Below are 24,050 nucleotides of genomic sequence, written 5' to 3' on the forward strand. Positions count from 1 at the left end.
GATAAAATGAGATCAGAGTTTATCCACTCTGGCGTTAGTAGTAAAAAATGAGGAGAAACGCTTTGGAATTAGAAGTATTTGCTGGGCAAGAAAAAAGTGAACTATCTATGATTGAGGTGGCTCGTGCCATCTTGGAACTCCGTGGTCGTGATCACGAAATGCATTTTAGTGATTTGGTTAATGAAATCCAAAACTATCTCGGTACCTCTAATAGCGATATTCGTGAAGCTTTGCCTTTGTTCTACACAGAGTTGAACTTTGACGGTAGCTTTATCTCACTTGGAGATAACAAATGGGGTCTTCGTTCATGGTATGGAGTTGATGAAATCGATGAGGAAATCATTGCTCTTGAAGAAAGTGATGATGAAGAAGTAACACCTAAGGCTAAGAAAAAACGTGTCAACGCCTTCATGGATGGTGATGCAGATGCTATTGATTACAGTGCAGATGATCCAGAAGATGAGGATGCATACGAAGAAGATCCAGCTCTTTCTTATGATGATGAAAATCCAGATGATGAGAAGAATGAAGTGGAAGCCTACGATGCTGAAATCAATGAAATCGCCCCAGATGATCTAGATGAAGAAGTCGATCTTAATGAAGAAGACGACGAAGACTCTGAAGAAGAGGAAGAATAAAAATAAAAAGGAGTTGGAGCTGGAATCGGTCTATCAAGTCTCGATTTCCTAGTCCCAGACTCTTTTTAGTTTGAATGAGTTATGCAAAATAGAATGCCAAGTCAACGATTTGTTCTATTTGACAAATGATTCATTTTGAGGTAATATATTGTTCGGGCACCTCTTTTAGAGGTCGGAGCTCCCTAGTTATTAGGGAGCTATTTTTGTTTTTCCAGGAAGCTTTTCTTCTTGGGGTGTAGTTATTGATGAAGGTCTTGTTTTCTCAATCCCCTGTTAGTGAACAAGACCTTGAGCATTTTAGAAAGAGGAATCTATGTCTACGAAATATATTTTTGTCACTGGTGGTGTGGTATCGTCTATTGGGAAAGGGATCGTTGCAGCGAGCCTTGGGCGTCTTTTGAAAAACCGTGGTTTGAAGGTGACCATTCAAAAATTTGACCCTTATATCAATATTGACCCAGGAACCATGAGCCCTTACCAGCACGGAGAAGTATTTGTAACAGATGATGGGGCTGAGACAGATTTGGACCTAGGCCACTATGAGCGTTTCATCGATATCAACCTCAACAAATACTCAAACGTGACAACTGGTAAAATCTACAGCGAAGTTCTTCGTAAGGAACGCCGTGGAGAGTACCTTGGAGCAACTGTCCAAGTTATTCCTCATATTACAGATGCCTTGAAAGAAAAAATCAAGCGTGCTGCTCTTACGACTGACTCTGATGTTATTATTACAGAGGTTGGTGGAACAGTCGGCGATATCGAGTCCCTTCCATTCTTAGAAGCTCTTCGTCAGATGAAGGCAGATGTGGGTGCAGATAATGTTATGTATATCCATACGACCTTGCTTCCTTACCTCAAGGCAGCTGGTGAAATGAAAACCAAACCAACTCAACACTCTGTCAAAGAATTGCGTGGTCTGGGAATCCAGCCTAATATGTTAGTCATCCGTACTGAAAAGCCAGCTGGACAAGGAATTAAAAATAAACTAGCCCAGTTCTGTGATGTGGCACCAGAAGCAGTTATTGAGTCCTTGGATGTGGATCATCTTTACCAAATCCCACTTAATCTGCAGGCACAAGGCATGGATCAAATTGTTTGTGACCATTTGAAAATTGATGCGCCTGCAGCAGATATGGCAGAGTGGTCAGCTATGGTTGACAAGGTTATGAACCTCAAAAAACAAGTCAAGATTGCCCTTGTCGGTAAGTATGTTGAGTTGCAAGATGCCTACATCTCAGTTGTTGAAGCTTTGAAACACTCTGGTTATGCCAATGATGCAGAAGTCAAGATTGATTGGGTTAATGCTAACGATGTGACAGCTGACAATGTGGCAGAACTTCTATCGGACGCTGACGGAATCATTGTGCCGGGTGGTTTTGGTCAACGTGGAACAGAAGGAAAAATTGAAGCGATTCGCTATGCGCGTGAAAATGATGTACCAATGCTGGGAGTCTGCTTGGGTATGCAGTTGACCTGTATCGAGTTTGCCCGTAATGTCTTAGGTCTTGAAGGAGCTAATTCAGCAGAGCTAAATCCTGATACCAAATACCCTATCATCGATATCATGCGTGATCAGATTGATGTTGAGGACATGGGTGGTACCCTTCGTTTGGGACTTTATCCTTCTAAGTTAAAACGTGGTTCTAAGGCAGCGGCAGCTTATCATAACAAAGAAGTGGTCCAACGCCGTCACCGTCACCGTTATGAGTTTAACAATGCCTTCCGTGAACAGTTTGAAGGAGCAGGTTTTGTCTTTTCAGGTGTTTCACCAGACAACCGCTTGGTCGAAATTGTGGAAATTCCAGAAAATAAATTCTTTGTGGCTTGTCAGTACCACCCAGAGCTTTCAAGTCGTCCAAACCGCCCAGAAGAACTCTACACTGCTTTTGTAACAGCAGCTGTCGAAAATAGTAAATAGTCATGATTAAACCTTTGAGAGTCATCTCAGAGGTTTTAATTTGTTTTCACTATCATGAAAATCTGGAAAAAGGACATTATTTTTGGTAAGATAAGGGTATGGATTTTGAAAAAATTGAACAAGCATATACCTATTTACTAGAAAATGTCCAAATCATTCAAAATGATTTGACGACAAATTTTTACGATGCCTTGATTGAGCAAAATGGAATCTATCTGGATGGTCAGACAAATCTGGAAGATATCAAGAAAAACAATCAAGCATTAAAACGATTGGCTCTTCGAAAAGAAGAGTGGTTACGAACCTACCAATTCTTGTTAATGAAGGCAGCGCAAACAGAACCTCTCCAAGCAAATCACCAGTTTACACCAGATGCCATTGGTCACTTGATGATTTTTCTGATAGAGCAACTGTGGCCTGCTGAGAATCTAAGTTTATTAGATTTGGGGTCTGGGATGGGAATTCTGGGCGCTAGCTTCTTAAGGTCCATGAATAAAAAGGTAGATTACCTTGGGATTGAACTAGATGACCTCTTGATCGATCTGGCTGCAAGCATGGCAGAAGTTATGGATCTTCAAATGGGCTTTGTCCAAGGAGATGCAGTACGTCCACAAGTATTAAAAGAAAGTGATATTATTGTGAGCGACCTCCCGATTGGCTACTACCCAGACGATCAGATTGCCTCACGTTACCAAGTGGCAGCAAAGGATGAACATACTTACGCTCATCATCTATTAATGGAGCAATCGCTCAAGTATCTGAAGACGGGAGGCTATGCTATTTTCCTTGCTCCAACAGATCTTTTGACGAGTCCTCAGAGTGATCTCTTGAAATCCTGGCTGACTGATCAAGCTCAACTAGTCGCTATCATAGCTTTACCAGAGGATCTATTCGCTCAAGGAGCCCAGTCTAAGACCATTTTTGTTTTGCAAAAGAAGGTGGGAGAAGGGACAGAGCCCTTTGTTTATCCACTTACTAGCCTTCGGGATCCTGAAATTTTGTTGGAATTTAAGGAAAATTTTCAAAATTGGTGTCAAGAACATGAAATCTAGTATAAATTTTGATATAATAGTTGAAAACGCTTAAAAAAGGGGAAACATTATGACAAAAACCATTGCAATTAACGCTGGAAGCTCTAGCTTGAAATGGCAACTTTACCAAATGCCAGAAGAAAAGGTATTAGCAAAAGGGTTGATTGAGCGAATTGGATTGAAAGATTCTATTTCTACAGTTAAGTTCGATGGTCGTTCAGAGCAACAAGTTCTTGATATTGAAAACCACACCTTGGCTGTAAAAATCTTACTTGATGACTTGATTCGTTTTGATATTATTAAATCTTATGATGAAATTACTGGTGTTGGACACCGTGTCGTTGCAGGTGGAGAGTACTTCAAAGAGTCTACAGTCGTGGAAGGTGATGTAATTGAAAAAGTTGAAGAGTTAGGTCTTCTTGCCCCATTGCACAATCCTGCAAACGCTGCGGGTATTCGCGCCTTCAAAGAATTGTTGCCAGATATTACGAGTGTCGTTGTTTTTGATACTTCCTTCCATACAAGTATGCCAGAGAAAGCTTATCGCTATCCTCTACCAACAAAATATTACACAGAAAACAAGGTTCGTAAGTACGGAGCCCATGGAACTAGCCATCAGTACGTTGCTCAAGAAGCAGCAAAACTCTTGGGTCGTCCACTTGAAGAGTTGAAGTTAATCACTTGTCACATCGGTAATGGTGCTTCTATTACAGCTGTTAAGGGTGGGAAATCTGTTGATACCTCAATGGGATTCACTCCGCTTGGTGGTGTAATGATGGGAACTCGTACAGGGGATATTGACCCAGCCATCATTCCTTATTTAATGCAATATACAGAGGACTTTAACAAGCCTGAGGACATCAGTCGTATTCTCAATCGTGAGTCAGGATTGATGGGTGTTTCTGGTAAATCTAGTGACATGCGTGATGTAATTGCTGCTATGGAGGCAGGAGATCACGATGCTACTTTGGCTTATGAAATGTATGTTGACCGTATCCAAAAACATATTGGTCAATACCTTGCAGTCCTAAATGGAGCAGATGCTATTATTTTCACAGCAGGTATCGGTGAAAATTCTACTAATGTACGTGAAGATGTTATTTCAGGAATTTCTTGGTTCGGTTGTGATGTAGATCCAGAGAAAAATGTCTTTGGTGCAACCGGAGATATTTCGACAGATGCAGCAAGTGTACGTGTACTGGTAATTCCAACGGATGAAGAATTGGTCATTGCACGTGACGTTGAACGTTTGAAAAAATAACAGATCAAAAAATCGACCTTCAATAATAAAGGTCGATTTTTTTGATCTAGGAAAACTACCATTTAGTCAGCGAAACTTCACCACTATTGAGCCAAATCTTTTTCCCCTTGGCTAATTCTATCTGCAGTTGTCCTTGGTCAGAGATGTCACAGGCTTTTCCTGAAATAGTTTGGTGATCTTGCTTAAAAGAGACTTCTTTTCCTAAAACGATAGAGTGCTTTTTATAGAGGTAGAGGAGTTCATCGGCTTCTGTTTCATAGAAACATTTCCAGATTTCAGCAATCAATTCATTGCGAGTAATGGGAGTATGTTGAGAAAATAAGCTTCCAGCTTTAGTTTGTAGATTCTTGGGAAATTCAGCGATCGAAAAGTTGATTCCGACCCCAATGATAACATCTGTAACGAGTCCAGTTTCGACAGAGGTAATGGCTTCTGTTAGAATACCAGCAATTTTTTTCTGGTTCAGATAAATGTCATTGACCCACTTGATATCGACGTCGATTAAACTAAGGTTTTTGATAGCCTTGTAGATAGCTCCAGCTGTCAGAAGTGTATAGGCTGGAAGATTCTGATAAGGGAGATTGGGTTGTAGGTGAAGGGACATGTAAATCCCCCCCCTATCAGGTGAGTAATAAGGACGTTGAAAACGGCCACGTCCCATAGTTTGGCTAGTGGAAAGGTAGAGTTTATCCCCTTTGGCACCAGCTTCCATAGCCTCTTTAGCATCAGTTTGGGTAGATTTTGTTGAGGGTTTAAACTGGACAGTAATGGGACTATTCGCTTCGATTTCCTGAGGCAAGATAAGGTCTCCGTCCAGAAGTTTATACCCACGATTTTTGATACTGTCAATCTCCAGTCCCTCTTGTTGGAGACGTTGGATCGCCTTCCATACTGAAGTTCGAGATAGGTTTAATCTCTCAGCTATTTTTTCTCCGCTTAGATAATCAGTCTCAGTAACTAGTATTTTATAGACTTCTTGGTAGGATTTCATGCTAGACCCTTTCTGGAATAATTAGATTTATTGTACCATATTTTTAAAAAAGGGATAGCGTTTTTTAGAGTAATCTTAGCTAACTATAAAATTTTACCCAGTTTTAGTTAGGTTGATAGAGGCAAAGAGGTTTTCAAATCGCTTGAAAAATGGTAAAATGTTCTAATAGCTTATTTATCTGAATGTGATATTCAGAAGGAAAGGATCTGTTGTGAAATCAATAGGTGTCATTGAAAAGTTAAAAAGTTTATCGAAACAAGAAGGACTTCTTTTAGGAGTTATTCTGAGTATTTTTCTTCCTTTTTATCTTTTTGTTGTTATTTTTATCTCTTACTTACTTTGGTTAGTATATACTGGGGAGATGAAGGGGATCTTGAAACGTTTGTCTCAACACCCTGTCTTGCTCTTTTTTATTGCTTATAGCACTGCAATTTCTCTTCTGGCACAAAATGTGATGGGAGTAGTTTCTTCGGTGGCCATGTTTCTGTTTGCCATCTTCTTTTACTACTATCAATCCCAGTTGACTCCTAAATTTTTCAGGTTGACGATTGAAGGAATATTAGCCTTAAGTGTCTTTGCAGCAGCCTTTGCAGCCTTGGAACATTTCCAAATTGTAAAGAAATTTGATTATACCTTCCTCTCACCACGAATGCAGGTTTGGCATCAGAATCGAGCGGAGGTTGCCTTCTTTAATCCCAATTACTATGGAATTATCTGTTGTTTCTGTATCATGATTGGTTTTTATCTGATTAGCACAACGAAGTTAAGATGGTTACGAATCTTTTCTATGATTGCCATCTTTGCTAATTTATTCGGTTTAAACTTTACGCAGAATCGCACAGCTTTTCCAGCCATCATCTTTGGAGCGATTATTTATCTCTTCACAACTATTAAGAACTGGCGTGCTTTCTGGCTTAGTGTTGGAGTTTTTGGGGTTGGTTTAGCCTTTCTATTTTCAAGTGATTTGGGTGTTCGAATGGGAACCTTAGATTCATCTATGGAAGAGCGTGTTTCTATTTGGAATGCTGGGATGGCCTTGTTTAAGCAAAATCCATTCTGGGGTGAAGGACCGCTAACCTATATGCACTCTTTCCCTCGTATTGGAGCACCTTATCATGAACATGCTCATAGTATTTATATAGATACGATTTTGAGTTATGGAGTTGTTGGTACAGTTCTCTTGGGGATTGCTTCTTCCACTCCAGTACGAATGTTGATTGATATGAGTCAAGTACCTAGTAAGCGTCCTATCCTTGGACTTTACCTCTCTTTCTTGACAGTAGTAGCTGTGCACGGAATTTTTGATTTGGCTCTCTTTTGGATTCAATCATCCTTTATTTTCCTTTTAGTGATGTGTAGTTTACCACTAAAACATAGTATGATTGATGAATTTGTTGATTAAGAAAAAGATAGTAGAAACTAACATTTTCTACTATCTTTCTTTTTCAATTCAATTATTGAATAGCTTGAACCAAGTCTTCAGCTTGTTGTTTTAGGGAAGAAGCAACACTGTCTTCAAGGACTAATTTGCCATCTGCCCAAGCAGAATCATTGACACGAGCTGCAGTGAATTCACCAACAACTTTTGTACGGATGAATGGCAAGAGGTCTTTGTAGATTGCAAAGAGTTGTTCATGACCAGCATTGGCTACAGATGATACTGTTACAATCTTATCTTGAAGAGCAGATGCTCCACGTGTATCAGACAAGTCAATTGCGCGTGAAAGCCAGTCAAGCAAGTTTTTCACTGTACCAGGAATCGAGAAGTTGTAGACTGGAGAGAAGATCCAGATAGCATCAGCAGCAAGAACTGCCTCACGTGCAGCAGCAACAGCTGGAAGTGTAGGAACTTCAAGGTCTTGACTAAATAAAGGAATTGTAGAGTAGTCAAGGTAGCTGACTTCAACATTTTCAGCAAGAGCTTTTTCAGCTTCTAGCGCCATTTGGTGGTTGAAAGAACCTTCACGAAGTGAACCAACGATAAATAATACTTTTTTAGACATAGGGAGTCTCCTTTAGATTTTAATCAGAGTTATCTCTGTTGTTATAAACAATGTTACAACAAAAGGGAATTATTTGCAAGAAATCTGCTCAGAAAATAAAAATCGATGATAGTCAAGATTATTTTTAGGAGTAGAGATTATGAAAAGTCTGTGAAATCAATGATTCAAGCGTCATATACTCCTGTCATAAGAGAAGTTCCGTGCTAAATCCTCCCCTTTATTCACTTGTAATTCACTAGGATAGATGGTAAAATAGACGAGTGAAAATGAGACAGAAAAAAGAAAAAAATTCCTTATTATTTCAGTACAGCATTGGCTTGACCCTGCTGGCTCTAGTTGTGACTTCTTCCTTTCTCTATTTGGTGTGGCTTAGCATGAAGCCTTATCAGACAGCAAAGGTAGAAGGGGAAAAACTTGCCAAGCAGTATGCGAATCTAGAAACGGTCAGCCAGGTTGATTTCTTTAATGGCTTAGAAAGCTATTATAGCGTTCTTGGTCAAGATAAGAATCAGAAACAAGTTGCTGTTTTAATAGAGAAAAGTAATAACAATATTTACGTATATCAACTAGAAAATGGTATTTCACAAGAAAAAGCAGAAGCAGTTGTTAGAGAAAAAGGAGCTACTGAAATTGATACGGTTACCTTTGGACGCTATGCTGAAAAGCCTGTTTGGGAAATCAAGTCTGGAGGAGACTATTATCTAGTAGATTTTGAAACTGGTGCCCTAATCGAAAAGGAGAAGCTATGAAATTATCTAAACGTGTCTTAGAAATGGAAGAAAGTGTCACTCTGGCTAGTGATGCAAGAGCAAAGAAGTTAAAAGCTGAAGGAAAAGATGTTCTTTTCTTAACTTTAGGTCAGCCCGATTTTCATACTCCTGAAAATATTCAAGATGCTGCTGTTGCAGCCATTCGAGATGGACGTGCTTCTTTCTATACGGTAGCTTCAGGTTTGCCTGAGTTAAAAGCAGCAGTCAATACCTATTTTGAACGTTATTATGGTTATTCTGTAGCAGCTAACGAAGTTACCTTTGCTACAGGTGCCAAGTTCTCTCTCTACACCTTCTTTATGGCTGTAGTCAACCCTGGAGATGAGGTCATCATTCCTACTCCTTACTGGGTTAGCTATGGGGATCAGGTTAAGATGGCAGAAGGTGTTCCAGTATTTGTCCAAGCCAAAGAAGACAATCACTTTAAAGTGACTGTTGAGCAATTAGAAGCAGCTCGTACAGTTAAGACCAAGGTCTTGGTTCTTAACTCACCATCTAATCCTACCGGTATGATCTATTCTCGTGAGGAACTCTTGGCCATTGGAAATTGGGCTGTTGAACATGACATTCTCATCCTAGCAGATGATATTTATGGTCGTTTGGTCTATAACGGAAATGAATTCGTCCCAATCTCTAGTCTATCAGAAGCCATTCGCAACCAAACCATTGTCATCAATGGAGTGTCTAAGGCCTATGCTATGACTGGTTGGCGTGTAGGTTATGCAGTGGGTGATCCAGAAATCATTGCTGCCATGAGCAAATTGACAGGTCAAACGACTTCTAACCTAACCGCTGTTTCACAATACGCAACAATCGAGGCGCTAACTGGACCGCAAGATTCTGTGGAAGTTATGCGTCAAGCATTTGAAGAACGTTTGAATACCATCTATCCACTCTTGTGTGAAGTCCCTGGTTTTGAAGTTGTCAAACCACAAGGAGCTTTCTATCTCTTCCCAAATGTTAAAAAAGCTATGGAGATGAAAGGCTATACCGACGTAACAGCATTTACAACGGCTATTCTTGAAGAAGTTGGTCTGGCCTTGATTACAGGAGCCGGATTTGGAGCACCAGAAAATGTTCGTCTCAGCTACGCAACAGACTTGGAAACTCTAAAAGAAGCCATTCGTCGTTTGCACCAATTTATGGAAAAATAAGAAGTTAAACCTCCGTCCTTATGGCGGAGGTTTTTGTTGCTAAAAACTTATGAATTTCTGTCAAACTAGCTAGCTATCAGGCATTATTTGTGGTACAATAATGAGTAATAATGTCTTTGGACAAGTTAAACGAAAAAAGGAAGATAAATGATGACAAAACGTGTAACAATTATCGAAGTAAAAGATTACGTTGGTCAAGAAGTCACTATCGGTGCTTGGATTGCCAACAAATCAGGAAAAGGGAAAATTGCCTTTTTACAATTGCGTGACGGAACAGCCTTTTTCCAAGGTGTAGCTTTTAAACCAAACTTTATCGAAAAATTTGGAGAAGAAGTAGGTCTTGAAAAATTTGACACCATCAAACGCCTAAGCCAAGAAACATCTGTTTTCGTGACAGGGATTGTCAAAGAAGACGAGCGTTCTAAATTTGGTTACGAATTGGATATTACAGACATCGAAGTGATCGGTGAATCTCAAGATTACCCAATCACTCCAAAAGAACACGGAACAGACTTCTTGATGGACAACCGTCACTTGTGGCTTCGTTCTCGTAAGCAAGTAGCTGTCATGCAAATCCGTAATGCTATCATCTATGCAACTTATGAGTTCTTCGACAAGAACGGCTTTATGAAGTTTGATAGCCCAATTCTTTCAGGAAATGCTGCAGAAGATTCTACAGAACTTTTTGAAACTGACTACTTTGGAACACCAGCCTACTTGAGTCAATCAGGTCAGCTTTACCTTGAAGCTGGTGCTATGGCCCTTGGTCGCGTCTTTGACTTTGGTCCAGTATTCCGTGCTGAAAAATCAAAAACTCGTCGTCACTTGACTGAGTTCTGGATGATGGATGCTGAGTACTCATACTTGACACACGATGAGTCACTTGACTTGCAAGAAGCTTATGTGAAAGCTCTTCTACAAGGTGTTCTTGACCGTGCACCTCAAGCCTTGGAAACCTTGGAACGTGATACAGAGCTTTTGAAACGCTACATTGCAGAGCCATTCAAACGCATCACTTACGATCAAGCCATTGATCTCTTGCAAGAGCATGAAAATGATGAAGATGCTGACTACGAACATCTCGAGCATGGTGATGACTTCGGTTCGCCACATGAAACTTGGATTTCAAATCACTTTGGTGTACCAACCTTCGTGATTAACTACCCAGCAGACATCAAGGCCTTCTACATGAAACCAGTTCCTGGTAACCCAGACCGCGTTCTTTGTGCAGACTTGCTCGCACCAGAAGGTTACGGAGAAATCATCGGTGGTTCTATGCGTGAGGAAGACTACGATGCTCTTGTGGCTAAGATGGAAGAACTTGGCATGGATCGTACAGAATATGAATTTTACCTTGACCTTCGTAAATATGGTACAGTACCACACGGTGGATTTGGTATCGGTATCGAGCGTATGGTAACCTTCGCAGCTGGTACAAAACACATCCGTGAAGCTATTCCATTCCCACGTATGTTGCACCGTATCAAACCTTAATAACCATAAAAACGCCGTCTGGCGTTTTTATACTCTTCGAAAATCAAATTCAAACTACGTCAGCTTCACCTTGCCGTATATATGTTACTGACTTCGTCAGTTCTATCCACAACCTCAAAACAGTGTTTTGAGCAGCCTGCGGCTAGCTTCCTAGTTTGCTCTTTGATTTTCATTGAGTATTACTTTAAATGAAAGAGGTAGAGAAAATGTAGGCAAATCTAAGTAAGTCTTTTAGAAACAGTCATATTACATATTGAAAGAGAGAAAACGATGTTTAAAAGAACTTACAAACGCAATATTCCACTCTTAGCAGGTCTGGAATTCACTTCTTATTTTGGAATCACCAGTTTTTGGATTTTATTTTTTATCCAAAATGGTCTTTCCTTACTTCAAATCGGTCTACTAGAAAGTATCTTTCACGGTACAAGTCTCTTGTGTGAAATCCCGTCTGGTATGTTGGCCGATCGATTTAGCTACAAGACCAATCTCTATTTGGCTCGCTTGGCCAGTATTGTATCCTCTATCTTGATTTTGTTTGGTCAGGGGAATTTTTGGATCTATGCTTTTGCTATGATGGTCAACGCTTGGTCCTACAATTTTGATTCGGGGACCAGTACCGCTTTCTTATATGATTCTGCGGTAGAAGCAGGTCAAAAGGGCCGCTATCTTCAGATTTCTAGTTTTTTGTCTGGTGTGGCAGAAGTCACCCGAACCCTAGGTACAGTTGTGGCAGGCTTCTTTATTCACGGAGCACTTGCCTGGACCTATCTGATTGCTATAGGATTTTCATTTCTTTCTATTATTTTGATTTATTTTATGAAAGAACCAATGGCCAAGAGAGAAAAAAATGAAGCCTTAACCTTTAAAACAATTGTTCTGCAAGTCCGAAAAGAATGGCAGGAAAAGCTAGTACTCTTTTACTGGATGCTGACTTATCAGCTAGTCGGAACACTCATGTGTATGTTTTACTTTTACTATCAGCAGAAAGTAAGTGACTTAGCAGGATGGCAAGTTTCACTGGTTATGCTGATTGGTAGTTTGCTAAATCTATTGGCGGTTTATGTAGCTAGTCAAATCGGTAAAAAATGGAATAGTAATCGAGTTTTTCCGGCTCTTGTTGCACTAACGGGCTTGGCCTTGTTGTTGGTGTTTTCAGGGACCCCCTTTGCTTTTCTTCTTGTATATCTTTTAACTGATACACTTTATGCAGTTTATCAGCCTATCTATTTCAATGACTTACAAGGTTATTTACCGTCCAGTGTGAGAGCAACTATGCTTAGTATCAATTCCATGCTCTTTAGTCTTTCCATGATTGTCATATTTCCACTGACAGGCTGGATGATTGATCGTTGGGGTCTTGTAGCTGTCTTTTTAGTTCTAGGTCTTATCTTGCTTTTAACCTGTCCTATCTTAATAATTAGTCTGACAAGGATGGGCAAGCTATTAGAGAAGGACTTAAAAACTGAGTAAAGCACGAAAACCTATTTGCTCAAAGAATCATCCTGTGGTACAATAGCAAGAGGAAAAGGAGAAGAGTATGATCGATGTAGAAGAAATTCTAAGTAAGATGAATCCCAATCAAAAGATCAACTATGACCGTGTCATGCAAAAGATGGTTCAAGTTTGGGAAAAAAATGAAGAAAGACCAACCATTCTCATGCACGTCTGTTGTGCTCCTTGTAGTACCTATACTTTAGAGTATTTGACCAAGTATGCAGATGTAACCATTTATTTTGCTAATTCAAATATCCATCCTAAAGCTGAGTATCACAAGCGTGCTTATGTGACCAAAAAATTTGTCAGTGATTTCAATGAACGAACTGGCAATCATGTCCAATACCTAGAAGCACCCTATGAGCCCAACGAATACCGTCAGCTGGTCAGAGGTTTGGAAGAAGAACCTGAAGGTGGCGATCGCTGCAAGGTTTGTTTTGATTATCGTTTGGACAAGACAGCGCAAGTGGCTATGGACTTAGGATTTGATTACTTCGGTTCAGCCCTAACCATCAGTCCTCACAAAAATTCACAAACCATCAATAGTATCGGGATTGATGTGCAAAAAATCTACACAACTCATTATCTTCCGAGCGACTTTAAGAAAAATCAAGGCTATAAACGTTCAGTGGAGATGTGTGAAGAGTATGACATTTACCGTCAATGTTATTGTGGCTGTGTCTATGCCGCTCAAGCTCAAAATATTGACTTGGTACAGGTCAAGAAGGATGCAACCGCCTTTATGGTAGATAAGGATATCGAAAAAGACTATTCGCATATCAAGTTCACTGTTACAAAATTAGATATTTAGATGAAAACCTGCCCAATGTGGCAGGTTTTTTGCTAGGAAAAGGTGATATGGAGAGAAATCTATGGACCAATCTTTGAATTCCTAGTCCATGACTCGCGAGCCTTCAATAAACTAGTTGAGACTTAAAACTTGTGGATAAACATGAAGTTTAGGTTAAAAGTATTTTTTGGAATTTAGAATGCTGATAAATAGCTCAATACTGTGGTAAAATTATTCCTTTTTTGCATTTATACAACTTATGTTACACTACCTTTATTCTTGTGATATAATGTCAATTATAGAGTGGAGGTCATTCAGAATGATTGATAAGGTAATTGAACAATATAAAAATCATGATAATCTTGATATTCGAGTAGAATTGCATAAGAAGTATTCAAAAAATAAACTGGGATTTAATAATTGGATATTTTCTAACTACCAAATCACTGATGAAGTAAAGGTGCTAGAATTAGGATGTGGTACAGGAGAACTGTGGAAAAGCAATCTTGATTCTATAGACAAGCTGAAGCAATTGATTATAACGGATTTTTCTAATGACATGGTAGAAACTACGAAGTCAGTGATTGGAAATAGAGACAATGTTAACTATGAAATAATTGATATTCAAAAGATTTCTTTTAAAAATGAAACTTTTGATATTGTTATTGCTAATATGCTTCTACATCATGTAAATGACATTGATAAAGCTATCTCTGAAGTGAATAGAGTATTAAAAAAAGGAGGAATTTTTTATTGTGCTACATTTGGTGAAAATGGAGTTGTAGATTATTTGGCAAGCTTATTTAAAGATGTGGTTAATCAAAATTTGGAAAATAAAACTTTTACTTTACAAAATGGGAAGACTTTTTTAAATAGGTATTTTGACACTGTGGAAAAATTAATTTATGATGATGAGCTACAGGTGACAAGTATAGACGATCTAGTTCAATATATTCAATCCTTGAAAGGAATTTCCGAAATAGGTTCACTAGAAGAGGAAATAATTCGTAATAGATTGGAAAGTGAGTTTAATAATGGTATGCTAATCATTCCTAAAGAATATGGTATGTTTATAGCTCGAAAAGAAAGTTAAGGGAAGGAAATTGTGAAAAATTACGGAGAAGCTTTTAGATATTTTAGAAAATTAAACGGATATTCTTTAGAGTATGCTGCAGCTGATTCTATATCTAAATCTCAACTTTCTAGATTTGAAAGGGGAGAAAATGAAATTTCTCTTTCAACGTTTTTTGAATTATTATCAAATATCAATGTTTCGATCGAGAATTTTTGTAATTATCTAGAACATTATAAAAGATCGGAGCTTGATGATTTTTTGGTTAATTTATCTCCAAATTTTTATAGTTTGAATACTAAAGGATTGGAGGAAATAAAAAATGAGCAACAAAAACTTTTTGAGAAGAGTGGAGAAAAAACTTATAGAATAAATACAATTATGGTTCAGGGACTATTAAATCAGATAGATTGTAATCATATAGTTAGTAGAGATGATCTAAATTTAGTATATGACTATTTATTCCAGAAGGAACGATGGGAGTCCTATGAGATAGCGCTGATTGGTAATTTATATCATCTTTTTGAAATAGATTATATCTACAGGGTCGGAAAAGAAATACTAGAGCGTACACATTATTACGAAAAAATCGGTAAGAATAGAAATTTAGTTGTGTCTGCTTGTTTAAATTTTTGGTTCTGTTGCCTTGAGAATTCACATCTAATATATGCAGACTACTTTGAAATGAAATTAAGAAAATTATTAAAAGATGACACAAAAGTCTTTGAAAAATCTACATTCAAGTTTGTAGAAGGATATAAAATATACCTGATAGAATCTAAAGAATCTGGAATTAAGCAAATGCAAAATGTCATTAAATATTTTGAGTTTATTGAGTCTAAAAATATTGCTTTATATTTTCAAAAACGATCAAATGAGCTGGTAGATTAAATAGCATTTTCTCTGTTAAGTCATTTTTTCCAAAGATTGTACTATAGGATTGATGCTATGCGGAAATACAATAACTAAATTTTTTGATAGGAAGGTGACCTGTATTTTTTATACTAATCATCTTCGTATTTTTTGTATTAGACGATAGAAGATTGTTGTAAACTTACAAGGAATAAAGACATTAAAAAAGTATTAGTATATCTATTTATTTTGTATATCTTGCGAATTCTATCATAATGGATTTATTCCTTTTTGTGTTTACACAACTTATTTTACACTACCCAAAAAACGAGGTCAGGATTTTAATCCTGACCTCTGACAACTTTACCGATTCTTTAGTTCTACGTAGCGTTTGTACCAAATGTTGACATAGGCTTCTGAGAAAGGACCTCGCTCATTGTTAATCCAATCAACAAGAATCTTAACATGCTCTTTCAGAATATAGTCTAGATCAGAAGAATACTTCATTTTTCGCTTATGTCGTTCATACTCCTCAACGTCCAAGAGGCGTTTCTCACCATCTGTAAAAACTTTAACATCCAAATCATAGTCAATGTATTTTAAAGCTTCTTCATCCAGATAGTAAGGACTAGCCATATTGCAGTAGTAGGAGATACCATTTTCACGAATCATAGCGATAATATTAAACCAATATTTCTTGTGAAAGTAAACAATAGCCGGTTCTCGAGTTACCCAACGACGACCGTCACTTTCGGTAACAAGTGTGTGGTCGTTGACGCCGATAATAGCGTTCTCTGTTGTTTTTAGTACCATGGTGTCCCGCCAAGTGCGGTGGAGACTCCCATCATGCTTATAACTTTGAATTGTAATAAAGTCGCCTTCTTTTGGAAGTTTCATAACTAACCAACTTTCTACAATTTATAAGTTTATCGTTTACTATTGTATCACATTTTTGTTTAAAGTTCTTAGTTTTTTCATGAAAAAATTAAAGATATTCTCTGAGAGCGCTGGCTATATCCGAAAAATCATAACCTTTTCTAGCTAAAACTTGGGTCAAACGTTGTTTCAGTTCGTATCCTTCATACTTTCGTGAGTATTTGGGGTATTGCTTATCCAACTCTTTAAAAATCAGCTCTTGGACAGTTTCTTCATCGACCTGGTTATCTAGTTGATCAAAGGCAGCCTTGGCTTCTGAGTAGGAAAAACCTTTATTGGTTAGGCCTTGGATAATCTTATCTTGTAGAGCACGGGCAGGCAATTTTCCCTGGTATTTTTTCAATAGTTTTTCAGCTGTACGCTCTGCGACTTCCGCCATATCAAATTCTTGTAAGACTTCTTGGATAATGGCCTTAGCAACCCCTTTTTGAGAAATCTTCTGCATCAGCATATAGCTTCCCTTATCTCCTGAAAGCTGATTGGAATTGATGATAGCTTGTGCATATTGGCGGTCATTGATCCAATTGTCATCCTTTAGAGACTGAATGACTTTGGGAATGATTTTCTCATCAATTTCATGTTTGGCAAGATAATCTCTAACTTCTTTTTCAGTACGGACCTTGAAGGATAAGTGGTAGAGAGCTAGATTTTTACTGTAGGAAAATTGCGCAAAGGATTTAATCTCAGTTAGTTCCTCAGCTGAAATCTCTTTCCCTTTTGTCAACATAAAGCGAACAATGGTATCCTCTGTAATGTAGCAGGATTGGTCGCTATCAAGTTCGAGCAGATAGAGTCTTTTTTTCTTTTCAAGTTTTGTGATTTTCATATTTTCCTCTTACCCAAATGCTTCAAAGGCAGCAACGAGTCGAAGTTTGTTGCAATCAACCAGCTCTCTCCCGTAATAGTTAAGAAATAGTTCAGCGTATTTAGGGTCCTTTAGGTTATAGTTTAGGGACCAAACTGCCCAAAAGAGATCGATATGCCGGTCACTGAAATCAGCCAAACTAAGATCAATAAAACAAGAGAAGTGGTCAGCATCTTTGAGAATAAAGTTTGGTAGACAGGCATCCCCGTGAATAAAGGCATCTGTTTTTAAAAGGTGCCCTTGTTCTTGGATGAGTTGGAAGGCCTCTTCGCGACTGTTAATTTGGAATTGGGGTAGGAGCGCCTTGGCATAGAACTCCCCTTTTTCATAGTTTTTAAAGGCTCTTTCTTTATAGGCTTTTAAATGATTTTTTGATGGAAAATTTTGTGGGTTTAAGTTGTGAAGCTTTTTAAGAGCCTCTGCCATGGTTCGGCAGATTTTTTCTGGCTGGTCTAAAAAAGCGAGAGCATCATGACCAATAGCCTCTTTAGTCAGGAGGTAGTCTTTATCTGTAGATAGGTAGTGGATGACTGGAGTTCCTATTCCCTCTTGTTCAAACCAACTTGCAATGCTAGCTTCTCGCTCTAATCTTCCCTTTTGATCAATTTTTAAATAGTAACCTGAATCAAGATAGAGAACTCTTGCGCCTGAATGAGAAGAGCTGTCAGAAAGGGTTGCCCCCTCTATATAAGTTCGTAATTGTTCAGGAAAATCCAATGGGGAAAAAGATATCTTTGTATTCATGGTTTTATTGTAACATATTCTTAACCATTGAGAAACTACGTGGTATAATAGACTTATGAATCTAAAAGTCAAACAAAAAATTCCATTAAAAATCAAGCGCATGGGGATTAACGGGGAAGGAATTGGTTTTTTCCAGAAAACCCTCGTTTTTGTTCCTGGTGCCCTCAAGGGAGAAGATATCTATTGTCAGGTAACTTCTGTTAAGCGTAACTACGTCGAGGCTAAGCTGCTTGAGGTCAATAAAAAATCCAAGTTTCGAGTGGTTCCAGACTGTACCATTTATAATGAGTGTGGAGGCTGTCAAATCATGCACCTGCATTACGACAAGCAGCTGGAGTTTAAGACGGACCTTCTCCATCAAGCTCTGAAAAAATTTGCCCCTGCTGGCTACGAAAACTATGAGATCAGACCAACTATTGGTATGCAGGAACCCAAGTATTATCGAGCTAAACTACAATTCCAAACGCGAAAGTTTAAAGGTCAAGTCAAGACTGGTTTGTATGCTCAGAATTCCCATTATTTGGTCGAGTTAAAAGACTGCCTGGTTCAAGACAAGGAGACGCAGATTATTGCCAATCGCATTGCTGAACTCTTGACCTATCATCAAATTCCGATTACAGATGAACGGAAAATTCTTGGAGTTCGGACCATCATGGTTCGTCGAGCACGGAAAACTGGGCAAGTCCAGATTATCATTGTGACCAATCGCCAATTGAATTTGACTCAATTTGTGAAAGACCTAGTCAAGGATTATCCTGAAGTAGTGACTGTCGCAGTCAATACCAATACTGCTAAAACTAGTGAAATTTATGGGGACAAGACTGAGATTATTTGGGGTCAAGATAGTATACGTGAGGGTGTTTTAGACTATGAATTTTCTCTTTCGCCTCGAGCTTTCTATCAGCTCAATCCTGAACAGACGGAAATTCTCTATAGTGAAGCCGTTAAGGCCTTGGACGTGACTGAGAACGACCATCTAATTGATGCCTATTGTGGTGTTGGGACCATTGGTTTTGCCTTTGCAAAAAAAGTCAAAAGTTTGAGAGGGATGGATATTATCCCAGAAGCCATTGAGGATGCCAAAGCAAATGCCCAGCGTATGGGGTATACCAATACTCACTATGAAGCAGGGACTGCAGAAGAAATTATTCCTCGTTGGTACAAGGAAGGCTATCGTGCAGATGCCTTGATTGTGGATCCGCCACGTACAGGTTTAGATGATAAGCTCTTGGATACCATTGTCAAATACGCTCCTGAAAAGATGGTTTATGTATCTTGTAATGTGTCTACCTTGGCGCGTGATTTAGTTCGTCTGGTAGAGGTCTATGATCTACACTATATCCAGTCTGTTGATATGTTTCCACACACGGCTAGAACAGAAGCAGTGGTCAAATTGACCAAGCGAAAGCCAGCTTCCAAATAGAAATGGCAACTGGAAAGTTTTTGAAAAGAAGACTTCTAGTTACAGAGTAAGATTTGCAAGCTGTCTATAAATATGATAAAATAAGTAGAAAATAAAATGAAAAAAGAGGTATGTGAAATGTCACGTAAACCATTTATCGCTGGTAACTGGAAAATGAATAAAAACCCAGAAGAAGCAAAAGCATTCGTTGAAGCTGTAGCATCAAAACTTCCTTCATCAGACCTTGTTGAAGCAGGTATCGCAGCTCCTGCTCTTGACTTGACAACTGTTCTTGCTGCTGCTAAAGGTTCAAACCTTAAAGTTGCTGCTCAAAACTGCTACTTTGAAAATGCAGGTGCTTTCACTGGTGAAATTAGCCCACAAGTTTTGAAAGAAATCGGTACTGACTACGTTGTTATCGGTCACTCAGAACGCCGTGACTACTTCCACGAAACAGATGAAGACATCAACAAAAAAGCAAAAGCAATCTTTGCTAACGGTATGCTTCCAATCATCTGTTGTGGTGAGTCACTTGAAACTTACGAAGCTGGTAAAGCAGCAGAATTCGTAGGTGCTCAAGTTTCAGCTGCTCTTGCTGGATTGACTGCAGAACAAGTAGCTTCAACAGTTATCGCTTATGAGCCAATCTGGGCTATCGGTACTGGTAAATCTGCTTCACAAGACGATGCACAAAAAATGTGTAAAGTTGTTCGTGACGTTGTAGCTGCTGACTTCGGTCAAGAAGTAGCTGACAAAGTACGTGTTCAATACGGTGGTTCAGTTAAACCTGAAAACGTTGCTGAATACATGGCTTGCCCAGACGTTGACGGAGCTCTTGTTGGTGGTGCATCACTTGACCCAGAAAGCTTCTTGGCATTGCTTGACTTTGTAAAATAAGCCTTAAATATCTGAGACAGACAGTTCCCTCTCTCGAGGTTTTGGCTGCCTGTCTTCTTTTTAGTAAAATGGCGTGCGAAAGCACGCTCTTTTCTGCATTTTAGAAGAAAAAGAAAGGAGAATTATGCTTTATATTTGGTCTTATCTCAAACGTTATCCCAAGTGGCTACTATTAGACTTCCTCGGAGCTATTTTCTTTGTCATTGTCAATCTTGGGCTACCGACTGTACTGGCTCGCATGATTGACCAGGGAATCAACCAAGGAGACAAGGATAAGCTCTATTTTTGGGCTATCGTCATGTTGATCATAATCGTCTTGGGAACATTTGGACGGGTTGTTCTGGCTTATGCTGCTAGTAAACTGACCACGAATATGGTTAAGGACATGCGGGATGATGTCTATGCTAAGCTGCAAGAGTATTCTCATCACGAATATGAACAAATTGGTGTGTCTTCACTAGTCACTCGTATCACCAGTGATGCTTTTGTTCTCATGCAGTTTGCAGAGCAGACGCTTAAGTTGGGTGTTATCACTCCTATGATGATGCTGTCGAGTATTCTCATGATTTTCTTGACCAGTCCTTCACTAGCTTGGATTGTTGCTTTTTCCGTTCCTTTTCTAGCTGTAGTAGTCATTTATGTGGCGGTGAAAACGCGTCCCTTATCTGAAAAACAACAGAAAACTTTGGATAAGATTAACCAGTATGTCCGTGAAAATTTGATGGGGCTACGAGTGATTCGTGCCTTTGCTCGTGAAGATTTCCAAGAAAAACGTTTCGAAGAGAAAAATGCAATCTATGCAGATAATTCGAATCGTTTGTTCAAATTGACTGGTTTGACAGAGCCGCTTTTTGTGCAAATCATTATTGCCATGATTGTAGCTATCGTTTGGTTTGCTTTGGATCCTCTCAAACAGGGAAGTTTGCAGATTGGGGATTTGGTGGCCTTTATCGAGTATAGTTTCCACGCTCTCTTGTCCTTCCTTTTCTTGTCAAACCTCTTTACCATGTACCCTAGAACGGCCGTATCCAGTGAACGCTTGAAGGAAATCATGGATATGCCGATTTCCATTGATCCAAATGAGGACGGAATTCAAGAAACAGAAACCCATGGTTATCTAGAATTTGATAATGTAACCTTTGCCTATCCTGGGGAAACAGAAAGCCCTGTTTTGCATAATATTTCCTTTACTGCTAAACCGGGAGAAACCATTGCTTTTATCGGCTCAACTGGTTCAGGTAAGTCTACTCTAGTTCAATTGATTCCTCGTTTCTACGATGTTACGCTAGGGAAAATTAAGGTCGATGGTGTTGATGTCCGAGATTACCGTCTCAAATCACTCCGCCAGAAAATTGGATTTATTCCACAAAAAGCCTTGCTCTTTACAGGGACTATCGCAGACAATCTCCGTTACGGAAAAGAGGACGCTAGTCATGAGGACTTGCACCAAGCAGCTGATGTAGCCCAAGCCAAAGACTTTATCGAAAGTCGAGAAGAAGGTTTTGCAACTCATCTGGCTGAAGGGGGAAGCAATCTATCAGGTGGTCAAAAGCAACGCTTGTCGATTGCCCGCGCAGTCATCAAGGGTCCAGACATCTACATTTTTGATGATTCTTTCTCAGCCTTGGACTATCGTACAGATGCTATCTTGCGCCGTCGTCTCAGGGAAGTGACGCAAGATGCTACGGTATTGATTGTTGCGCAGCGTGTTGGAACTATCATGGATGCTGACCAGATTATCGTCCTTGATAAGGGCGAAATCGTTGGTCGTGGCCGTCATGAAGAATTGATGGAAACTAATGACATCTATCGAGAAATTGCTGAGTCGCAGTTGAAAAATGCGTCTCTGACAGAAGAATAGGAGGTGAAGGATGAAACAACAATCTAGTCTAGCTCGTCTATGGAGCTATTTAAAAGCCTACCGTTTCTCTGTTTTCTTTGCAGTCTTCTTGAAAATAGTCAGCGTCATTATGAGTGTTATCGAGCCTTTCGTATTGGGACTTGCTATCACTGAGTTAACCAGCAATCTTCTTGCCATGGCAAATGGTGTTGCAGGAGCAGGGATTAATACCAGCTATATCGCAGTGATTCTGATGATCTATCTCTTGCGTGGCCTTTTTTATGAGTTGGGGTCTTATTACTCAAACTACTTCATGACCAATGCTGTCCAGTCTATGATACAGGATTTGCGAAATGAAATGAGTGAAAAAATCAATCGTATTCCTGTGTCTTACTTTGATAAGCATCAGTTTGGAGATTTGTTAGGTCGTTTTACAAGTGACGTTGAAACTGTTTCGAACGCTCTACAACAATCTTTCTTACAAATTGTCAACGCAGTCTTTACCATTCTTTTTGTTATGGGAATGGTCCTCTATCTAAATCTTCAGTTAGCTATCATTGTTATCTTGTCGATTCCGATAACTTATTTTGGAGCTAAAACAATTCTGAATCGTTCGCAACCATACTTTAAACAGCAGGCAGCCATTCTAGGACGTATGAATGGATTTGTACAGGAAAACTTGACAGGTTTCAATGTCCTCAAACTTTTTGGCCGTGAAGAAAACTCTCAAGAGAGATTTGAAAAGATTACGGATGAATTGCAACAAGTTGGATTCAAGGCGAGCTTTATTTCAGGATTGATGATGCCAGCCTTACACATTGTATCTGACTTAACTTATCTGATAGTCGCTGTCCTAGGAGGATTGCAGGTTATTGCAGGTCGCTTGACGATCGGTAATATGCAGGCTTTCGTTCAGTATGTATGGCAGGTCAGTCAACCAATCCAAAATATCACTCAATTAGCGGGACAAATGCAAAGTGCCAAGTCTTCACTTGACCGTGTCTTTGAAGTTTTGGATGAAGAGGAAGAAGTCCAAACTGCGGAAGTAAAAGACTTGGCACCATTGACAGGTCAAGTTAGCTTCAAGAATGTCGATTTCCAATACGTGGAAAACAAACCATTGATTCGCAATTTCAACCTAGATGTTAAACCTGGAGAGATGGTAGCTATAGTTGGACCTACTGGAGCAGGTAAAACAACTTTGATTAACCTTCTTATGCGTTTTTACGATGTGACAGCTGGTGCCATTTTAGTGGATGGCCAAGATATTCGTGACCTGTCTCGTCAGGACTACCGTCGTCAGTTTGGGATGGTCCTACAGGATGCTTGGCTCTATGAGGGCAGTATCAAGGAAAATCTTCGCTTTGGAAATCTTGAGGCAACAGATGAGGAAATCGTCGAAGCGGCTAAGGCTGCCAATGTGGACCACTTTATCCGTACTCTTCCTGGTGGCTACAACATGGAGATGAACCAAGAATCAAGTAATATTTCTCTTGGTCAGAAGCAGTTGTTAACTATCGCGCGTGCTCTCTTGGCTGATCCAAAAATTTTAATCCTTGATGAAGCGACATCATCAGTTGACACCCGTTTAGAACTCTTGATTCAAAAAGCTATGAAGCGTTTGATGAAGGGAAGAACAAGCTTTGTCATTGCACATCGACTTTCGACTATTCAGGAAGCTGACAAAATTTTGGTGCTGAAAGATGGGCAGATTATCGAACAAGGAAATCATGAAAGTCTCCTAGCTGCAAAAGGTTTCTATTATGATCTTTATCAAAGTCAATTTTCTAGTAAAAACAGTGAAAATAGCTAGGATAAATAGCCACTCATTTTCTTAAATTATCAGTCAATTAGAACTTTTTTAATATGGGTTAATTTTCTTGCTTTTGTCTACT

General features: G+C 39.1%; 21 protein-coding genes. 16 read left to right on the forward strand and 5 right to left on the reverse strand.

Annotation, left to right across the window (positions count from 1 at the left end; translation table 11 throughout):
* The first annotated feature begins 62 nt into the window (after positions 1-62).
* From rpoE to QM450_RS04515, 4 genes are all read left to right on the forward strand, one after another.
* Positions 63-638 carry a DNA-directed RNA polymerase subunit delta gene (rpoE, locus tag QM450_RS04500; protein ID WP_075232134.1) on the forward strand — a complete coding sequence of 192 codons (576 nt, stop codon included), beginning with the start codon at positions 63-65 and terminating at the stop codon, positions 636-638.
* A gap of 313 nt (positions 639-951) precedes the next feature.
* Positions 952-2,559, forward strand: coding sequence for a CTP synthase (locus QM450_RS04505; RefSeq protein WP_375555721.1), 1,608 nt, complete (start codon positions 952-954; stop codon positions 2,557-2,559).
* Positions 2,560-2,657: 98 nt separating this feature from the next.
* Positions 2,658-3,611 (forward strand): class I SAM-dependent methyltransferase, encoded by a 954-nt coding sequence (locus tag QM450_RS04510; protein ID WP_414319796.1) that lies wholly within the window; start codon positions 2,658-2,660, stop codon positions 3,609-3,611.
* A 49-nt stretch (positions 3,612-3,660) separates the two neighbouring features.
* A complete protein-coding gene (locus QM450_RS04515; RefSeq protein ID WP_414319797.1) occupies positions 3,661-4,851 on the forward strand; it encodes an acetate kinase in 1,191 nt (396 codons plus the stop codon).
* Positions 4,852-4,906: 55 nt separating this feature from the next.
* Here QM450_RS04515 and birA read toward each other — a convergent pair whose 3' ends face one another.
* Positions 4,907-5,842 carry a bifunctional biotin--[acetyl-CoA-carboxylase] ligase/biotin operon repressor BirA gene (gene birA, locus QM450_RS04520; RefSeq protein ID WP_414275863.1) on the reverse strand — a complete coding sequence of 312 codons (936 nt, stop codon included), beginning with the start codon at positions 5,840-5,842 and terminating at the stop codon, positions 4,907-4,909.
* 211 nt (positions 5,843-6,053) lie between these two features.
* On the opposite strand from birA, the gene QM450_RS04525 reads away from it, so the two are divergent.
* The gene (locus QM450_RS04525; protein WP_414319798.1) at positions 6,054-7,244 is read left to right on the forward strand and encodes an O-antigen ligase family protein; all 1,191 of its coding nucleotides are present in this window, start codon (positions 6,054-6,056) and stop codon (positions 7,242-7,244) included.
* 52 nt (positions 7,245-7,296) lie between these two features.
* Here the strand turns inward: QM450_RS04525 and QM450_RS04530 are convergent, their stop codons facing one another.
* Complete coding sequence (locus tag QM450_RS04530) at positions 7,297-7,845, reverse strand: NADPH-dependent FMN reductase (RefSeq protein WP_414319799.1); 549 nt, start codon at positions 7,843-7,845, stop codon at positions 7,297-7,299.
* Between the two features lie 260 nt (positions 7,846-8,105).
* Between QM450_RS04530 and QM450_RS04535 the strand changes: the two genes are divergently transcribed.
* The 7 genes from QM450_RS04535 (at position 8,106) to QM450_RS04565 (ending at position 15,510) form a co-directional block, all read left to right on the forward strand.
* Complete coding sequence (locus QM450_RS04535; RefSeq protein ID WP_371607518.1) at positions 8,106-8,594, forward strand: DUF5590 domain-containing protein; 489 nt, start codon at positions 8,106-8,108, stop codon at positions 8,592-8,594.
* Entirely contained in the window at positions 8,591-9,769 is a 1,179-nt protein-coding gene (locus QM450_RS04540; protein WP_414319800.1) for a pyridoxal phosphate-dependent aminotransferase, read from the forward strand. The genes QM450_RS04535 and QM450_RS04540 overlap by 4 nt, the downstream gene beginning before the upstream one ends.
* A 150-nt stretch (positions 9,770-9,919) precedes the next feature.
* Complete coding sequence (gene asnS / locus QM450_RS04545) at positions 9,920-11,263, forward strand: asparagine--tRNA ligase (RefSeq protein WP_414319865.1); 1,344 nt, start codon at positions 9,920-9,922, stop codon at positions 11,261-11,263.
* A gap of 270 nt (positions 11,264-11,533) precedes the next feature.
* Entirely contained in the window at positions 11,534-12,733 is a 1,200-nt protein-coding gene (locus QM450_RS04550; RefSeq protein WP_414319801.1) for an MFS transporter, read from the forward strand.
* A 67-nt stretch (positions 12,734-12,800) separates the two neighbouring features.
* Complete coding sequence (locus tag QM450_RS04555; protein WP_049504710.1) at positions 12,801-13,568, forward strand: epoxyqueuosine reductase QueH; 768 nt, start codon at positions 12,801-12,803, stop codon at positions 13,566-13,568.
* Positions 13,569-13,866: 298 nt separating this feature from the next.
* Positions 13,867-14,640: a class I SAM-dependent methyltransferase gene (locus QM450_RS04560; protein ID WP_414319802.1), complete on the forward strand. Its 774-nt coding sequence runs from the start codon at positions 13,867-13,869 to the stop codon at positions 14,638-14,640.
* A 12-nt stretch (positions 14,641-14,652) separates the two neighbouring features.
* The gene (locus QM450_RS04565; protein WP_414319803.1) at positions 14,653-15,510 is read left to right on the forward strand and encodes a helix-turn-helix domain-containing protein; all 858 of its coding nucleotides are present in this window, start codon (positions 14,653-14,655) and stop codon (positions 15,508-15,510) included.
* 324 nt (positions 15,511-15,834) lie between these two features.
* Here QM450_RS04565 and QM450_RS04570 read toward each other — a convergent pair whose 3' ends face one another.
* The 3 genes from QM450_RS04570 to QM450_RS04580 form a co-directional block, all read right to left on the reverse strand.
* A complete protein-coding gene (locus QM450_RS04570) occupies positions 15,835-16,368 on the reverse strand; it encodes a DUF402 domain-containing protein (RefSeq protein ID WP_000775325.1) in 534 nt (177 codons plus the stop codon).
* 88 nt (positions 16,369-16,456) lie between these two features.
* Complete coding sequence (gene recX, locus QM450_RS04575) at positions 16,457-17,233, reverse strand: recombination regulator RecX (protein WP_414319804.1); 777 nt, start codon at positions 17,231-17,233, stop codon at positions 16,457-16,459.
* A gap of 9 nt (positions 17,234-17,242) precedes the next feature.
* Positions 17,243-18,016, reverse strand: a complete 774-nt coding sequence (locus QM450_RS04580) for an aminoglycoside 3'-phosphotransferase (protein ID WP_414319805.1) — start codon at positions 18,014-18,016, stop codon at positions 17,243-17,245.
* A 55-nt stretch (positions 18,017-18,071) separates the two neighbouring features.
* On the opposite strand from QM450_RS04580, the gene rlmD reads away from it, so the two are divergent.
* The 4 genes from rlmD to QM450_RS04600 all read left to right on the forward strand — a co-directional run bounded on the left by rlmD (position 18,072) and on the right by QM450_RS04600 (position 23,968).
* Positions 18,072-19,439, forward strand: a complete 1,368-nt coding sequence (gene rlmD, locus QM450_RS04585) for a 23S rRNA (uracil(1939)-C(5))-methyltransferase RlmD (RefSeq protein WP_414319806.1) — start codon at positions 18,072-18,074, stop codon at positions 19,437-19,439.
* A gap of 117 nt (positions 19,440-19,556) precedes the next feature.
* Entirely contained in the window at positions 19,557-20,315 is a 759-nt protein-coding gene (gene tpiA / locus QM450_RS04590; RefSeq protein ID WP_414319807.1) for a triose-phosphate isomerase, read from the forward strand.
* Between the two features lie 124 nt (positions 20,316-20,439).
* Positions 20,440-22,176, forward strand: coding sequence for an ABC transporter ATP-binding protein (locus QM450_RS04595; RefSeq protein ID WP_414319808.1), 1,737 nt, complete (start codon positions 20,440-20,442; stop codon positions 22,174-22,176).
* Between the two features lie 10 nt (positions 22,177-22,186).
* Positions 22,187-23,968, forward strand: coding sequence for an ABC transporter ATP-binding protein (locus QM450_RS04600; RefSeq protein ID WP_414319809.1), 1,782 nt, complete (start codon positions 22,187-22,189; stop codon positions 23,966-23,968).
* Positions 23,969-24,050 lie beyond the last annotated feature (82 nt).

Source organism: Streptococcus infantis, from assembly GCF_047464615.1.
Lineage (GTDB): Bacteria > Bacillota > Bacilli > Lactobacillales > Streptococcaceae > Streptococcus > Streptococcus infantis_Y.

Bases quoted from the DNA above. Each gene is read 5' to 3' on its own strand.
- QM450_RS04505 (WP_375555721.1), top strand. From the start codon at position 952: ATGTCTACGAAATATATTTTTGTCACTGGTGGTGTGGTATCGTCTATT.
- tpiA (WP_414319807.1), top strand. From the start codon at position 19,557: ATGTCACGTAAACCATTTATCGCTGGTAACTGGAAAATGAATAAAAAC.
- QM450_RS04555 (WP_049504710.1), top strand. From the start codon at position 12,801: ATGATCGATGTAGAAGAAATTCTAAGTAAGATGAATCCCAATCAAAAG.
- QM450_RS04510 (WP_414319796.1), top strand. From the start codon at position 2,658: ATGGATTTTGAAAAAATTGAACAAGCATATACCTATTTACTAGAAAAT.
- QM450_RS04580 (WP_414319805.1), bottom strand. From the start codon at position 18,016: ATGAATACAAAGATATCTTTTTCCCCATTGGATTTTCCTGAACAATTA.
- QM450_RS04570 (WP_000775325.1), bottom strand. From the start codon at position 16,368: ATGAAACTTCCAAAAGAAGGCGACTTTATTACAATTCAAAGTTATAAG.
- birA (WP_414275863.1), bottom strand. From the start codon at position 5,842: ATGAAATCCTACCAAGAAGTCTATAAAATACTAGTTACTGAGACTGAT.
- QM450_RS04550 (WP_414319801.1), top strand. From the start codon at position 11,534: ATGTTTAAAAGAACTTACAAACGCAATATTCCACTCTTAGCAGGTCTG.
- QM450_RS04595 (WP_414319808.1), top strand. From the start codon at position 20,440: ATGCTTTATATTTGGTCTTATCTCAAACGTTATCCCAAGTGGCTACTA.
- asnS (WP_414319865.1), top strand. From the start codon at position 9,920: ATGACAAAACGTGTAACAATTATCGAAGTAAAAGATTACGTTGGTCAA.
- QM450_RS04540 (WP_414319800.1), top strand. From the start codon at position 8,591: ATGAAATTATCTAAACGTGTCTTAGAAATGGAAGAAAGTGTCACTCTG.
- rlmD (WP_414319806.1), top strand. From the start codon at position 18,072: ATGAATCTAAAAGTCAAACAAAAAATTCCATTAAAAATCAAGCGCATG.
- QM450_RS04600 (WP_414319809.1), top strand. From the start codon at position 22,187: ATGAAACAACAATCTAGTCTAGCTCGTCTATGGAGCTATTTAAAAGCC.
- QM450_RS04530 (WP_414319799.1), bottom strand. From the start codon at position 7,845: ATGTCTAAAAAAGTATTATTTATCGTTGGTTCACTTCGTGAAGGTTCT.
- recX (WP_414319804.1), bottom strand. From the start codon at position 17,233: ATGAAAATCACAAAACTTGAAAAGAAAAAAAGACTCTATCTGCTCGAA.
- QM450_RS04560 (WP_414319802.1), top strand. From the start codon at position 13,867: ATGATTGATAAGGTAATTGAACAATATAAAAATCATGATAATCTTGAT.
- QM450_RS04515 (WP_414319797.1), top strand. From the start codon at position 3,661: ATGACAAAAACCATTGCAATTAACGCTGGAAGCTCTAGCTTGAAATGG.